This window comes from Nocardiopsis moroccensis, from assembly GCF_055763695.1.
In genome coordinates, this window is sequence record NZ_CP199747.1 from 4,334,066 (window position 1) to 4,346,307 (window position 12,242).

The 12,242-nt window shown below is 71.6% G+C and carries 14 protein-coding genes; 9 read left to right on the forward strand and 5 right to left on the reverse strand.

Features of this window, described 5'->3' with window-relative positions:
- Positions 1-76: 76 nt before the first annotated feature.
- The 3 genes from meaB to ACUKCB_RS19185 are packed head-to-tail and all read right to left on the reverse strand — an operon-like array spanning position 77 to position 5,282.
- Positions 77-1,099 (reverse strand): methylmalonyl Co-A mutase-associated GTPase MeaB, encoded by a 1,023-nt coding sequence (gene meaB, locus ACUKCB_RS19175; RefSeq protein ID WP_473036970.1) that lies wholly within the window; start codon positions 1,097-1,099, stop codon positions 77-79.
- Positions 1,096-3,345, reverse strand: a complete 2,250-nt coding sequence (gene scpA / locus ACUKCB_RS19180; RefSeq protein ID WP_473036971.1) for a methylmalonyl-CoA mutase — start codon at positions 3,343-3,345, stop codon at positions 1,096-1,098. Before scpA ends, meaB begins: the two co-directional genes overlap by 4 nt.
- Positions 3,342-5,282: a methylmalonyl-CoA mutase family protein gene (locus ACUKCB_RS19185; protein ID WP_473036972.1), complete on the reverse strand. Its 1,941-nt coding sequence runs from the start codon at positions 5,280-5,282 to the stop codon at positions 3,342-3,344. The genes scpA and ACUKCB_RS19185 overlap by 4 nt, the downstream gene beginning before the upstream one ends.
- A gap of 251 nt (positions 5,283-5,533) precedes the next feature.
- Between ACUKCB_RS19185 and ACUKCB_RS19190 the strand changes: the two genes are divergently transcribed.
- Together ACUKCB_RS19190 and ACUKCB_RS19195 are read left to right on the forward strand one after the other, a co-directional pair.
- Positions 5,534-6,175: a hypothetical protein gene (locus ACUKCB_RS19190; protein WP_473036973.1), complete on the forward strand. Its 642-nt coding sequence runs from the start codon at positions 5,534-5,536 to the stop codon at positions 6,173-6,175.
- 133 nt (positions 6,176-6,308) lie between these two features.
- Entirely contained in the window at positions 6,309-6,995 is a 687-nt protein-coding gene (locus ACUKCB_RS19195; RefSeq protein ID WP_473036974.1) for a hypothetical protein, read from the forward strand.
- 262 nt (positions 6,996-7,257) lie between these two features.
- On the opposite strand, the gene ACUKCB_RS19200 is transcribed toward ACUKCB_RS19195, so the two are convergent.
- The gene (locus tag ACUKCB_RS19200) at positions 7,258-8,013 is read right to left on the reverse strand and encodes a GntR family transcriptional regulator (RefSeq protein WP_473036975.1); all 756 of its coding nucleotides are present in this window, start codon (positions 8,011-8,013) and stop codon (positions 7,258-7,260) included.
- Positions 8,014-8,124: 111 nt separating this feature from the next.
- On the opposite strand from ACUKCB_RS19200, the gene ACUKCB_RS19205 reads away from it, so the two are divergent.
- The 7 genes from ACUKCB_RS19205 (at position 8,125) to ACUKCB_RS19235 (ending at position 11,186) form a co-directional block, all read left to right on the forward strand.
- Positions 8,125-8,481, forward strand: coding sequence for an ATP-binding protein (locus tag ACUKCB_RS19205; RefSeq protein WP_473036976.1), 357 nt, complete (start codon positions 8,125-8,127; stop codon positions 8,479-8,481).
- A 52-nt stretch (positions 8,482-8,533) separates the two neighbouring features.
- Positions 8,534-8,755 (forward strand): hypothetical protein, encoded by a 222-nt coding sequence (locus ACUKCB_RS19210; protein WP_473036977.1) that lies wholly within the window; start codon positions 8,534-8,536, stop codon positions 8,753-8,755.
- Positions 8,752-8,973 carry a hypothetical protein gene (locus ACUKCB_RS19215; RefSeq protein ID WP_473036978.1) on the forward strand — a complete coding sequence of 74 codons (222 nt, stop codon included), beginning with the start codon at positions 8,752-8,754 and terminating at the stop codon, positions 8,971-8,973. Before ACUKCB_RS19210 ends, ACUKCB_RS19215 begins: the two co-directional genes overlap by 4 nt.
- A complete protein-coding gene (locus ACUKCB_RS19220) occupies positions 8,970-9,359 on the forward strand; it encodes a hypothetical protein (RefSeq protein WP_473036979.1) in 390 nt (129 codons plus the stop codon). Before ACUKCB_RS19215 ends, ACUKCB_RS19220 begins: the two co-directional genes overlap by 4 nt.
- A complete protein-coding gene (locus ACUKCB_RS19225; RefSeq protein WP_473036980.1) occupies positions 9,352-9,552 on the forward strand; it encodes a BldC family transcriptional regulator in 201 nt (66 codons plus the stop codon). The genes ACUKCB_RS19220 and ACUKCB_RS19225 overlap by 8 nt, the downstream gene beginning before the upstream one ends.
- Positions 9,545-9,748 carry a MerR family DNA-binding transcriptional regulator gene (locus ACUKCB_RS19230; protein ID WP_473036981.1) on the forward strand — a complete coding sequence of 68 codons (204 nt, stop codon included), beginning with the start codon at positions 9,545-9,547 and terminating at the stop codon, positions 9,746-9,748. Before ACUKCB_RS19225 ends, ACUKCB_RS19230 begins: the two co-directional genes overlap by 8 nt.
- 298 nt (positions 9,749-10,046) lie before the next feature.
- Entirely contained in the window at positions 10,047-11,186 is a 1,140-nt protein-coding gene (locus ACUKCB_RS19235) for a methyltransferase domain-containing protein (protein WP_473036982.1), read from the forward strand.
- A 332-nt stretch (positions 11,187-11,518) separates the two neighbouring features.
- Here ACUKCB_RS19235 and ACUKCB_RS19240 read toward each other — a convergent pair whose 3' ends face one another.
- The gene (locus ACUKCB_RS19240) at positions 11,519-12,109 is read right to left on the reverse strand and encodes a hypothetical protein (RefSeq protein WP_473036983.1); all 591 of its coding nucleotides are present in this window, start codon (positions 12,107-12,109) and stop codon (positions 11,519-11,521) included.
- Positions 12,110-12,242 lie beyond the last annotated feature (133 nt).

Consider the following 12,242-nt stretch of genomic DNA (forward strand, 5'->3'; position numbering starts at 1 on the left):
TCACGACATGACGCCCGGTACTACCGATCGCCCCGCGCACGTCCGTTCCGTCACCCCCGGACCGGTCACGTTCCGTTCATCCCTCCCGGGGGCGGTCACCCCGGGTGAACGAATCCAACAGTGTGCGCGCGGCCAGGGTGGCCGTGGTCCCGCCCGAACGCACCTGCTCCTCCATCCGCGGGATGAGCCCGGCCACTTCCGGGTCCCGCAGGAACGTGTCCATGAGCTGGTCGCGGACCTGGTCCCACATCCAGCTCACCCCCTGGGCGCTGCGCCGTTCGGCCAGGGAGCCGTCCCCCTCCAGCACCCGCCGGTGCTCCAGCACCGTCTCCCACACCTCGTCCAGCCCGTCCCCGGTCAGGCCGCTGCAGGTGAGCACCGGCGGTCGCCACCGGGGGTGGACCTGGTGGAGCAGGCGCAGCGCCCGGGACAGCTCCCGGGCGGCCTTGCGGGCGTCGTCGGCGTGCGGCCCGTCGGCCTTGTTCACCGCGACCACGTCCACCAGCTCCAGCACCCCCTTCTTGATGCCCTGGAGCTGGTCGCCGGTACGCGCCAGGGTGAGGAAGAGGAAGCAGTCGACCATCGCCGCGACCGTGACCTCGGACTGGCCCACGCCCACGGTCTCCACCAGGACCACGTCGAACCCGGCCGCCTCCATGAGCAGCATGGTCTCCCGGGTCGCCCGCGCCACCCCACCGAGGGTGCCCGCCGTCGGCGAGGGCCGGATGAACGCGTTCGGGTCCACGGCGAGGTCGGCCATGCGCGTCTTGTCCCCGAGGATGCTGCCGCCGGTGCGGGTCGAGGAGGGGTCGACCGCCAGCACCGCGACCCGGTGCCCGGCGGAGGTCAGCCGGGTGCCGAGCGCGTCGATGAAGGTCGACTTGCCCACCCCCGGCACCCCGGTGATCCCGACCCGCCGCGCCCTGCCGGTGTGCGGGAGCAGCCGCACCAGGAGCTCCTGGGCGGCGCGCGCATGGTCCGGTCTGCGCGACTCCACCAGGGTGATCGCCCTGGCCAGGGTCGGCCGGTGCCCGGAGAGGACGCCCTCGGCCAGGGCGTCCACGTCCACCGGGCGCCTCCCGCGCACCGCCACGCTCACTCCCCTTCCCGGGCGGAACCCGGGTGCTCCGGGTCCAGACGTTCCTCCAACTGGTCGAGCAGGTCGATCGCGGCCTCGGCGATCACCGTGCCCGGCGGGAAGATCGCGGCCGCACCGGCCTCCCGGAGCTCGGCGAAGTCCCCCGGCGGGATCACCCCGCCCACCACGATCATGATGTCCTCGCGGTCCAGCGCGGCCAGCTCCTCCCGGAGCGCGGGCACCAGGGTCAGGTGCCCGGCCGCCAGCGAGGACACCCCGACCACGTGCACGTCGGCCTCCGCCGCCTGGGCGGCGACCTCGGCCGGGGTCTGGAACAGCGGGCCCACGTCGACGTCGAACCCCAGGTCGGCGAAGGCGGTCGCGATGACCTTCTGCCCCCGGTCGTGGCCGTCCTGGCCCATCTTCGCCACCAGGATGCGGGGGCGGCGCCCCTCGGCCTCGGCGAACTCCTCCACCCGGGCGCCCACCCGGTCCATCAGCCCGGCGGCGTCGGCGTTCCCGGCCGCCTCGTCCTTGTACACACCCTGAATGGTACGGATCTGACCCGAGTGGCGGTTGAACACCTTCTCCATCGCGTCGGAGATCTCCCCGACCGTGGCCTTGGCTCGGGCCGCGTCCACCGCCGCGGCCAGCAGGTTGCCGGTGAGCTCCGCGTCGGCCCTGGACTCCCGCCCGGCCGCCTCGGTCAGGGCGTCCAGGGCGGCCCGCACCCGGTGGTCGTCGCGTTCGGCGCGCAGGCGGCGGAGCTTGTCCAGCTGCTCGGCGCGCACCCGGGTGTTGTCGACCTTGAGCACCTCGATGTCGTCGGCCGTCTCGGGCCGGTACTTGTTGACACCGATCACCGGTTGGCGGCCCGAGTCGATGCGCGCCTGGGTGCGGGCGGCCGCCTCCTCGATGCGCATCTTGGGCAGCCCCGCGTCGATCGCCGCGGCCATCCCCCCGGCCTTCTCCACTTCCTGGATGTGCGCCCACGCCTTCTCGGCGAGCTGCTGGGTGAGGCTCTCCACGTAGTAGCTGCCGCCCCAGGGGTCGACCGCCCGGGTGGTCCCCGACTCCTGTTGCAACAGCAGCTGGGTGTTGCGGGCGATGCGCGCGGAGAAGTCCGTGGGCAGGGCCAGCGCCTCGTCCAGGGCGTTGGTGTGCAGGGACTGGGTGTGGCCCTGGGTGGCGGCCATGGCCTCCACACAGGTGCGGGCCACGTTGTTGAACACGTCCTGGGCGGTCAGCGACCACCCCGAGGTCTGGGAGTGGGTGCGCAGGCTCAGCGACTTGTCCTTGGCGGCGCCCAGGTCCTTGACCAGGCGCGCCCACAGCAGGCGGGCGGCGCGGAGCTTGGCGACCTCCATGAAGAAGTTCATCCCGATCGCCCAGAAGAACGACAGCCGCGGCGCGAACGCGTCCACGTCCAGGCCGGACCGCTGGCCCGCGCGGATGTACTCCACCCCGTCGGCCAGGGTGTAGGCCAGTTCCAGGTCTGCGGTGGCCCCGGCCTCCTGCATGTGGTAGCCGGAGATCGAGATGGAGTTGAACCGCGGCATCCGCTGCGAGGTGTAGGCGAAGATGTCGGAGATGATCCGCATCGAGGGCTGCGGCGGGTAGATGTAGGTGTTGCGGACCATGAACTCCTTGAGGATGTCGTTCTGGATGGTCCCCGACAGCTTCTCGGGCGGCACCCCCTGCTCCTCGGCGGCCACGATGTACAGCGCCAGGACGGGCAGCACCGCGCCGTTCATGGTCATGGACACGCTCATCCGGTCCAGCGGGATCCCGTCGAACAGCTGGCGCATGTCGTAGATGGAGTCGATCGCCACTCCGGCCATGCCCACATCGCCCGCCACCCGGGGGTGGTCGGAGTCGTAGCCGCGGTGGGTGGCCAGGTCGAAGGCGACCGACAGACCCTTCTGTCCGGCGGCCAGGTTGCGGCGGTAGAAGGCGTTGGACTCCTGCGCCGTGGAGAAGCCGGCGTACTGCCGGATGGTCCAGGGCTGGTTGACGTACATGGTCGGGTAGGGCCCGCGCAGGTAGGGCGGGATGCCGGGCAGCCCGTCCACGAAACCCAGGCCCTCGCGGTCGGCGGGGGTGTAGAGCGGTTTGACGCCGATGCCCTCGGGGGTCTCCCACTCCAGGGCGTCGGCGGCCTTGCCGGTGGCCCCTTCCAGGGCGCGCTGCCAGTCGGCCGCGCCCCGGCCGCCGGTGCTGGTGAAGGCGGGTGGGCGGGGATCGACGTTGGAGAAGTCGGGGATCATGCGCTCGCCCCCTGTGCGGCGTCGGTCGTGGTGGTCGGGGGGTCGGCGAGGAGCACGTCGACCAGGTCGGTGAGCAGGGCGACGGCGTCGCAGCCCCGGTGCGCGAAGGCGTCCACCCCGGCTCGGCGGTAGGCGTCGCTCGGCGGTCCGGCCAGCAGCACCCGGCGGGCGCCCGCCCCCCTGAGTGCGCGGGCCACCGACTCGGCGTGCTCGTCGTAGACCCCGTCCGAGGAACAGATCACCGCCACCCGGCTGCCCGAGTCGGCGAAGGCGGACGCGGCTGCCCGGGCGTCCTCCAGCGGTCCCGGGTCGACGGCCCCGATGCCTCCGGCGGCGAGGAGGTTGGTGGCGAAGGAGGCGCGGGCGGTGTGCACCGCGACCGGGCCCAGCGTGGCCAGGAAGGCCGTGGGCCGGTGGCCGGTGTCGCCGGTGCGGGCGTCACAGCGGTCGCGCAGGGCCTCGTACTCCTGGGCGTAGCGGCGCACCGGGAAACCGCCCGGAGCGGTTCCGCCCGCCCGGGCGGGGTCCGCCTCGCGCACCAGCAGGCTCTCGTGCGGGTTCGGGAACTCGCTGACCCCGGTGAGTGGGGCGGCGCGGGTGGCCAGGTCGTGGCGGCGCCGCTGCCACACCCGGTCCACGGCCGTGCGCAGCTGGCCGTGTTCGATCGCCCCGGCGATCCCCCCGGCCCGTTCCAGCTCCTGGAAGAAGGACCATCCGGCCACGTAGAGGTCGCGGGTCAGCGCCTCGACGTAGAAGGAACCCCCGGCCGGGTCGATGACCCGGGCCAGGTGCGCCTCCTCGACGAGCAGCGACTGGGTGTTGCGGGCGATCCGGCGGGCGAAGTCGTCGGGCAGGCCCACCGCGGCGTCGAAGGGCTCCACGGTGACCGCGTCGGCGCCGCCCACGCCGGCGGCGAAGCAGGCCACGGTGGTGCGGAGCATGTTCACGTGCGGGTCGCGGCGGGTCATCATCGCCTCGGAGGTGGTGGCGTGCAGGCGCATACCGCGCTGGTCGGCGGGCACGCCGCAGTCCTGGAGCACCTGGTTCCACATGGCGCGGACCGCACGGAGTTTGGCGATGACGGCGAACTGGTCGGCGTTGGCCGCCAGCCGGAACTCGATCCGCCCCGCGGCGTCGGCCAGGTCCAGCCCGGCCTCGGTCAGGGAGCGCAGGTAGGCGGTCGCGGCGGCGATCGCCGCACCGATCTCCTGGGCCTCGGAACCGCCCGCGTTGTGCACCAGGGTGCCGTCGGCGACGAACAGGCCCAGCCCGGGGTAGGCGGCGGCGTGTTCGGCGGCGAAACGCGCCGGGCCGCGCACGTCGGGGCGCTCGTCGGCCAGTGCGGCCGTGGTGAGCGGGTCCAGGCCCAGGTGGGAGACGACCCGGTCGGCGGGGACCTCGGCGTCCGCGTGCGCGGTCAGCAGGGCCGTCGCGGCGTCGATGGCGTCGGGGCCGGGCGCGGCCAGCACCACGGGGGCCAGGTCGAGGTAGACGTCGGTGAGCGCCGCACCGAGTTCGGACACGGGGAGCGCGCCGCCGCCCACCGAGATCCACAGCGAGCTCACACCGTTCATCAGGTCGCTGTTGATTCGGTTGCGGAGCACGGCGGGGTCGGCGTCGGTGTGCCGGGCGCGGATGTCCCACCCCCCGGCCACTCCCCCGTCCGGACGGTAGCCGCGGGTGAAGGGGGCCAGGCCCGGGTATCCGGGGTCGGCCGCGGGCGGGGCGCCGGTGTAGAGGGGTTCGATGCCGAACCCGTCGTAGGTGGGCGTGGCCAGCACGGACTCGGGGGCGTCGCCGAGATCCTCCTCGGCGACACCGCTCTTGCGCAGAACCCCGGCGACGAGTTCGCGCCACCGCTCACGTGTGGCCGCCGGGAAGCCTTCGGCCAGGTTGGGGACCGCTGCGCCGGCGGCCCCGCTCTCAGGGACGTCCATACTCCGAGATGGTAGAGAACAGGGTTCGGTTTCGGTGCGCCGGGGTGTGGTGGCGAGCACATGGCCACCTCCAGCCACCCTGACCTGCGGGCTCTCCGAGCCGCCCCACACGCCGCCGTGGCCCCAGAGTATGACATGCGACACATCAACCCCAGGGGTCGAACCGAACGTGTCCGCACGGACACCCATACGGAGTGCCGACGGGCACGCACGCGCAGACCCACCCCCGACCGACCCCAGGAGCGTTCCCCATGCAGTCCTGCACCCGCGCCCTCCTCCCCCTCGCCGCGTCCGGTCTCGCCCTGGCGCTGACCGCCTGCGGAGGGGACGGTGCCTCGGAGGCGGAATCCGCCCCGGAGGTCGACACCGCCGGCTTCACCTACGGCGAGGTGCCCACCGAGAACACGAAGGGGCCGAGCATCGACGAGTCGCTGATGCCGCCCGAGCCCGCCCCCGGTACCCCCAGGCACGAGCGGAACGCGCACACGGCCCTGGTCCAGGTCTCCGAGCTGACCTGGACCGCCGACCCGGACGCCACCGCCGAGTGCCCGGAGGTCGACCTGCACGCCGAGGGGAGCTACACCTGCGTCGTCACCTACTTCGGCGAGGAGTTCGAGTACCTGGTCGAACTGGACGAGGAGCGCAGCACGGCGGACTACGCCGCCGAGGAGGCCCGGCTGGTCACCGGGCCGATCATCGTGGAGAACCTGGAGCACGACATCCGGGTCTGGAGCCTCATGCCCTACGTGGACTGCGGCCTGGAGGGCGAGGTGGTGGCCGTCACCGACGGGGAGGAGGTGACGTGCACGGCCCTGGACGACGAGACCGGGGAGACCGAGGAGTACCTGGTTACCTACGACGTCCGTCTGGGCTACTCCATCGAGGAGGTCTAGGCCGTCGTTCACACCGGACATCACCACCCCCAGAGTATGACCTGGGTCACAATATCCACGACGGTGGAACCAAACGCCCTGGCCAGGGACCTAAGGGGGTGACCGAGACGCTTCCTCCGAACAGGAAACCCCCATGTTGAACTCCGCCCGCAGACACCGCATCGCCCTCGGTCTGACCGCCGCCGGTTCGGCCCTGGCCCTCGCCGCCTGCGGCGGGGGCGACCCGGAGCCCGCCGAGACCGACACGGCCGCCGTCGAGGAGGTCGAGGAAACCGTGGAGGAAGAGGAGACCACCGAGGTCGACGCCTCCTCCTTCAACCAGGGCCCCGTCCCCGCCGAGGCGCCCGAGCTCGACGAGGCCGACCTGCCCGCCGAGCCCGACTCCTCCGCTCCCCTGGGCGACCGCATCGCGTGGGAGGCCCTGGAGCGGGTCTCCACCTTCGCCTCGGTACCCGACCCCGACGCCACCGCCGAGTGCCCCGAGATCGCCGGGGAGGAGGGAGAGTCCGTCACCTGCACGGTGAACTTCCTGGACGAGGAGTTCGAGTACACGATCAACATCGAGTCCTCCGGCATCCTCATCAGCTACGACTGGGAGATGCCCGAGGGCCCACTGGTGCGCGAGGTGGTGGAGGACACCCTCCGGGCGCACACCGAGAGCGAGTACGTGCTCTGCGACATGGAGTCCGACGTCGAGCGCGGTGAGACCGGCGGGGAGGCGCCCTTCCTCTGCCAGAGCCTGGACGAGGAGAGCGGGGACGTCAGCGACTGGGAACTGAGCATCTCCCAGTACGGTTCCTTCTCGTTCTACAGCGCCTGATAGCGCCAGACCTGGGGTGAGCCCGGAACCGCCCGGCTGGTTCGGCGGGCGCGATGGAGCGGGCGTCCCGAAAGAGGTCCGGCCCGACGGCAGCACACAGGAAGGCGCCGTCCGGGCTCGGCACCCCAGGCGCATCGACGTCCTCTACATTCTCGTGTACCCACCAACCCGGAGAAAACCAGGCTCTACGGTGGCACGCGGGAACAATGGCACATGGGTGGGAATGTGCTCGAAGGGGTCCGGTCCGAGCCGGACCCCTTTCTCATGTCCCGTCCTGACCGACCGGGATCATGTACGCCAGTTCGTACCGGTCCGGCGGCACCACGATGTCTGCTGTCTCCACGGGGCGGTCCTCGGTGTAGTAGGTCCGCTGGATCACCAACACCACACTGCCACGTGTGACCTGCAAATTATCTGCTTCGTCGGCGCTGGCCGGACGTGCGGTGACAATCTCGCCAGCTTGCACAATGCGCTGCCCGATAGCCCGCATGCGCTCGACAACGCCCTGGCCGGAATAGGCACCGTTCTCCGGCAACACGACCTCAGTGCCGCGCGTGATCTCCAGGGGTTCCCACGAGGTGGAGAGCATTACCGGTTCGTCATCGCCGGTGAAGGTGTACTGGGTCCGCATCACCGGGTCGTCGGGGTCAATGGCGAGTCGATGCGCGATCGCCTCCGGCGCGGTAGTGGATTTTGAGAAGGACTCCCAGCCTCCACGCACTGCCTGGGCAGCCATGTCCGCGCGGAACGGGCTACCGCTACGGGCCTCCCGATACCAGGACCGAGTGAGGCGACGCACGGGTGGGCGCGACCGTACGTAGCTCCCCGAGCCAGTCCGCGAGACAACGTATCCCCCGGCGACAAGCTGCTGCACGGCGTCGGCAGCCACCCGCATACCCACTTCGAACTCGGCGGCCAGGTCTTGTCTGGACGGGAGCCGATCACCGGGTGCGTAGTCGCCCGCGATGATGCGCTGCCGCAGCGTATCGGCGACGCGCTGGTAGGTCGGGCGGGCCACGGGCGCACTCCTTGATTGGGGCCAATCTGCACGAACAGCTTGACAAGGCTGCACGTACCAAAGCAAGCTGCACGTACAGATTTTAAATTAGCACGTACAGCTTGGATGGCCATGGGTAAGCGAATCACTCTCCCAGCGAGTAACGCGATGGTGCCGATCGCCCGGCATGGCGTGGCTGCTCTCCTACCCGGCTTTGGCCGTCTGGCTGACGTCGAACTGGTCCTCACCGAGTTCGTGACGTCCGCAATCCGGTCCAGCGATGCCGAACTCATGATCACGGTGGAGCACAGCTCGGAGGTCCGCATCGAGGTGCACGACCAGCGAGGTCAGTACCCGCGTGTCGAAGAGACCCACATCGACCCTGCGGCTCCGGACGGCCTAGCCATCGTTTCGGCGGTGGCCGACCGCTTCGGAGCCCGCCGTCACCGCTCAGGAGACTGCACGGCCTGGGCCGTCTTCTCCCGGTAATCCGTTGTTCCCTCGCCGCCTATCCAGTGGCCTCTGAACCCAGGAGTTCGCCATGCAGCGATACCTGAACCTGTCCGAGCTGGTGCACGTGCGCTGGCTGGCCACCGAAACCATGCGCCGCCGACGTCCCCGCCGCCCCCGCCGGGCCTCCCGGGTCCGCGCCTTCGCCCCGCTCCCCCGCATCCCCGCCCCGCGCCGCCCGCTGGACGCCGCTCCCCTGGACGTACTCCACGCGGTCCTGGCCGGACTGCACCGCCTGGGGGTGGCCCGATGAACCACGTCTGCGACATCCGCGAACTGCCCGACATCGACGCGCTGCGCTCCTGGGCCCGCACCCACCACACCGCGATCGGCTACGTGGGCCCCGACGCCGAGGGCTACCCCGTCTACGAAGCCCACCGGGGCCACATCACCCGCCTGGCCAGGGGCACCACTCGCGCCCCCCACACCCACCCGCTCGTGTGGCACTCCCCCCTGGAGCGGACCCGGTGACCGCCCGCCCCGGCACCGACCGGGTCCTGGACGAACTCATCGCGGGCCGCTGGATCCTGACCATCGAGGGCACCCCAACCGACACCGAATACGTGGCCTACCGGCCCATCGGCTGGACCGGCCCCGGCAACCCCCACGAACGCATCGCCGCGCCCACCCGGCCCCGCCTCCTGGCCGCGCTGATCGACCGACACAGGAACGGAGAAACCCCCGTGGCCCACAAGCCCGCACCCCAGCCCACCGCACCCGAGTCCACCGCGCCCAGGACCGGCCCGGACCGACCGCTCACCCCCAGCGAGCGCCGACACGACGAGGCCATGGCCCGGTACGGCCGCTACCAGGACGAGACAGCCCCCGACCAGCCGAAGAGCACCGGCGATGCCTGAGCCCTCCTTCGAGCCCCTGCTGACCCCCGCCGAGGTCGCCGCGGCCTTCCGCGTGGACCCCAAGACCGTCACCCGGTGGGCCCAAGCAGGCAAACTCACCGCGGTGCGCACCATCGGCGGGCACCGCCGCTACCGCGAAGCCCAGGTCCGCGCCCTGCTGGGCGGGGCACCCCGGCCGACGCCCGGTGGGTAGCCCCCGTTCCGGGCGCCCGGAACGCCACCTGGCCACCAAACAGGTCGCCTCACTGTTCGGAGTCCACCCCAGAACCGTCACCGCCCGGGCAAGACAGGGACTGCTCCCCTACATACGCACCCCGGGCGGACACCGCAGATACCGCTCCTCCCACGTGTACGCCCTACTGAACGGCGACACCCCGCCCACCGCCTAGAACCGGCAACCGCGCGTGCGCGGCGTGAAGTGCCGCCACCGCAAGGACATCAGGGCCGTGACCGGCCGAAACCCTCGAAGACGCAGGAGAGCACGATGGCAGCGGCCCTCGCCCGCCCCGACACCACTCGCCCGGCCCCGAAGCCTCACACGCCCGCCGCCCCTCAGCCGCCCACCGCCGCCGCGTGCGGAGCCTGTAACGGGCAGGGCGGAACGTGGGTCACCTCCGACGGGTCCTCCCCCGGCAAGAACATCTCCCGCTGGGTGGCCTGCACCGCGTGCAACGGGACGGGGACCACATGAGCGGGCACACCGTGGGCATGGACCACGCTCCCCTCGCCCAGGCCCTCGCCGCCCGGCTCCGGGCCCAGGGCACCGCCGAACACATCGCCCGCCTGTTCGCGCAGGTGCCGAGGCACCGGTTCCTGCCCGACACCGTGTGGGGCGAGGACCGCACCCGCTACGACCGCGCCGCCGACCCCGCCGGGTGGATGCGTGTCGCCTACACCGACCAGGCGCTCACCACCCAGCGCGACGACGGCGTCCCCGGCGGCATGGGGGTGCCCACCTCCTCCTCCAGCGCCCCCTCGGTGATGGCGAGGATGCTGGCCGCCGCCGGAATCGAACCCGCACACCGGGTCCTGGAGATCGGCACCGGTACCGGCTACAACGCGGCTCTGCTGTCACAGCTGCTCGGGTCCGGCTCGGTGGCCACGGTCGAGGTCGACCCGGAACTGGCAGGCGCTGCCCGCGCCGCCCTGTCCGCCGCCGGGTTCCACCCCGACGTCCTCACCGGGGACGGCGAGCGGACCGGCGGGCTGCCCTCCTACGATCGTCTGATCGCCACCTGCACGGTCTCCGAGGTTCCGGCGGCGTGGCTGCGGCATATGCGAGGGCAGGGAAGGATCGTGACTCCGTGGGCCCCGACACCGGGGTTGCCGGGCGGGGTACTCGCCGTCCTGGACGCGACCCACAACCATGCCCAGGGCCGCTTCGAAGGCGGACTGAGCTTCATGTGGGCGCGCGGGCAGCGCCGTCCGGGCCGGCCCGCTCCGGGGCCGGAGGCCGTGGCCGATTCCACCGAGCAGGTGCCCGGTGACCCGCGCGAGCCGTGGCTCGACGGGGAACGGGCGCTCCTGCTGTCCCTGCTGATGCCGGGCTGGTCCTACGGGCTGCGCATGGGGGAGGACGCCACCGACCCGTGTGTGTGGCTGGCCTCGACCACCTGCTCCTCCTGGGCGCGGTTGCACGCGGACGGCAGGGTCGAACAGGGCGGGACGCGCGCCCTGTTCGAGGAAGCCGAGCAGGCCTGGCGGACCTGGGAGGGCTGGGACCGCCCTGCCGTGACCGACTTCGGGCTGACAGTCGATCCGGACCGGCAGACGCAGACGGTGTGGGTACACGGCCCCCAGCACGCTCTCTGGTCCGTTCGCGGGTAGGCCCGCACCGGTCTCGGTGCGGGGCCCGGGGCCGGTGGGAACGGGGGGCGGTGGGAAAGGGACCCGCTGCCCCTGGCGGTTCGCACTGCTCCGCTGCCAGAGGGTGCCGTTGCTGCGTTCGAGGATCGCGTCCGTGTTCATCGCGGCCCCGGAAACGGATCAGCCGCGGACTCGGGGTGAACGACCTCGGGGGGACGAACCTGAGCGCGAACGGCGAACCGTCCGGTTCCTGAGCCGCGTACACGACACCGTCCCCGGCACCGCACAGCGTCCGTCGCGTCAGAAGCGGTGATCCGGGCGTGGCCGGAACCGGTCACGTCCCACCCGACCCGTCAGCCGGGGGTGCCCCCGCGCTGCTCCCGCTGGACCTCACGGATGTGCTTGTAGTCGACCTGGTCGACGGGGAAGGCGCGCTGGAAGGCACCCGGGTGCACACCTGCCCGGGCCATCGCCCGCATGAGCTCGTCGGCGTCGTCGGCGCGCAGGGTGACGTAGGAGGCGTCGCGGGCCACGATCTCCAGCCCGGGACCGGCCCGGCCCACCATGTTGAGTCGGCTCATCCGCCGGGCCGCCCGCTTGTCGAACTCGGCTCGGCCGATGTAGGCGACCGCGCCCACGGGGACCTCGGCCTGGTGCTTGAGGCCGTGGATCTTCAGGACCCCCTTGTTGAGGTCGGCCGTGATGGTCCCGGTCGCGGAGAACATGGCGGCGATGAACAAGGAGAACGGAGCGGCGATGAGGAGCATCCACCAGGGGCCGCCGCCGTTGAGCACGATGATGACGGCGAAGAGGAACATACCGGCACCGAGGATCCAGCCGACGTACCTCAGGATCGGGTAGACGCGGGTCAGCGAGGAGTAGGAGACCTCCTCCGGGGCGGGCTGTTCCGGCTGACCGGACGCGTCAGGGGCAGGGGCGTTCAAAGGGGCCTCCGGAGGTCGGGCTACGACGAATAGCGACACAAGACTACGATCCCGACACGGAGAGCAAACAAACGGCCCGCTTCACCCCGACATGAACCCGGCCCGCCCCAGAGCCGTACTGAGTAGTGCAGCC

Coding starts and splice junctions, on each gene's coding strand:
- scpA (WP_473036971.1), bottom strand. CDS start 3,345: ATGATCCCCGACTTCTCCAACGTCGATCCCCGCCCACCCGCCTTCACC.
- ACUKCB_RS19185 (WP_473036972.1), bottom strand. CDS start 5,282: ATGGACGTCCCTGAGAGCGGGGCCGCCGGCGCAGCGGTCCCCAACCTG.
- ACUKCB_RS19190 (WP_473036973.1), top strand. CDS start 5,534: ATGCAGTCCTGCACCCGCGCCCTCCTCCCCCTCGCCGCGTCCGGTCTC.
- ACUKCB_RS19195 (WP_473036974.1), top strand. CDS start 6,309: ATGTTGAACTCCGCCCGCAGACACCGCATCGCCCTCGGTCTGACCGCC.
- ACUKCB_RS19205 (WP_473036976.1), top strand. CDS start 8,125: ATGGGTAAGCGAATCACTCTCCCAGCGAGTAACGCGATGGTGCCGATC.
- ACUKCB_RS19210 (WP_473036977.1), top strand. CDS start 8,534: ATGCAGCGATACCTGAACCTGTCCGAGCTGGTGCACGTGCGCTGGCTG.
- ACUKCB_RS19215 (WP_473036978.1), top strand. CDS start 8,752: ATGAACCACGTCTGCGACATCCGCGAACTGCCCGACATCGACGCGCTG.
- ACUKCB_RS19225 (WP_473036980.1), top strand. CDS start 9,352: ATGCCTGAGCCCTCCTTCGAGCCCCTGCTGACCCCCGCCGAGGTCGCC.
- ACUKCB_RS19235 (WP_473036982.1), top strand. CDS start 10,047: ATGAGCGGGCACACCGTGGGCATGGACCACGCTCCCCTCGCCCAGGCC.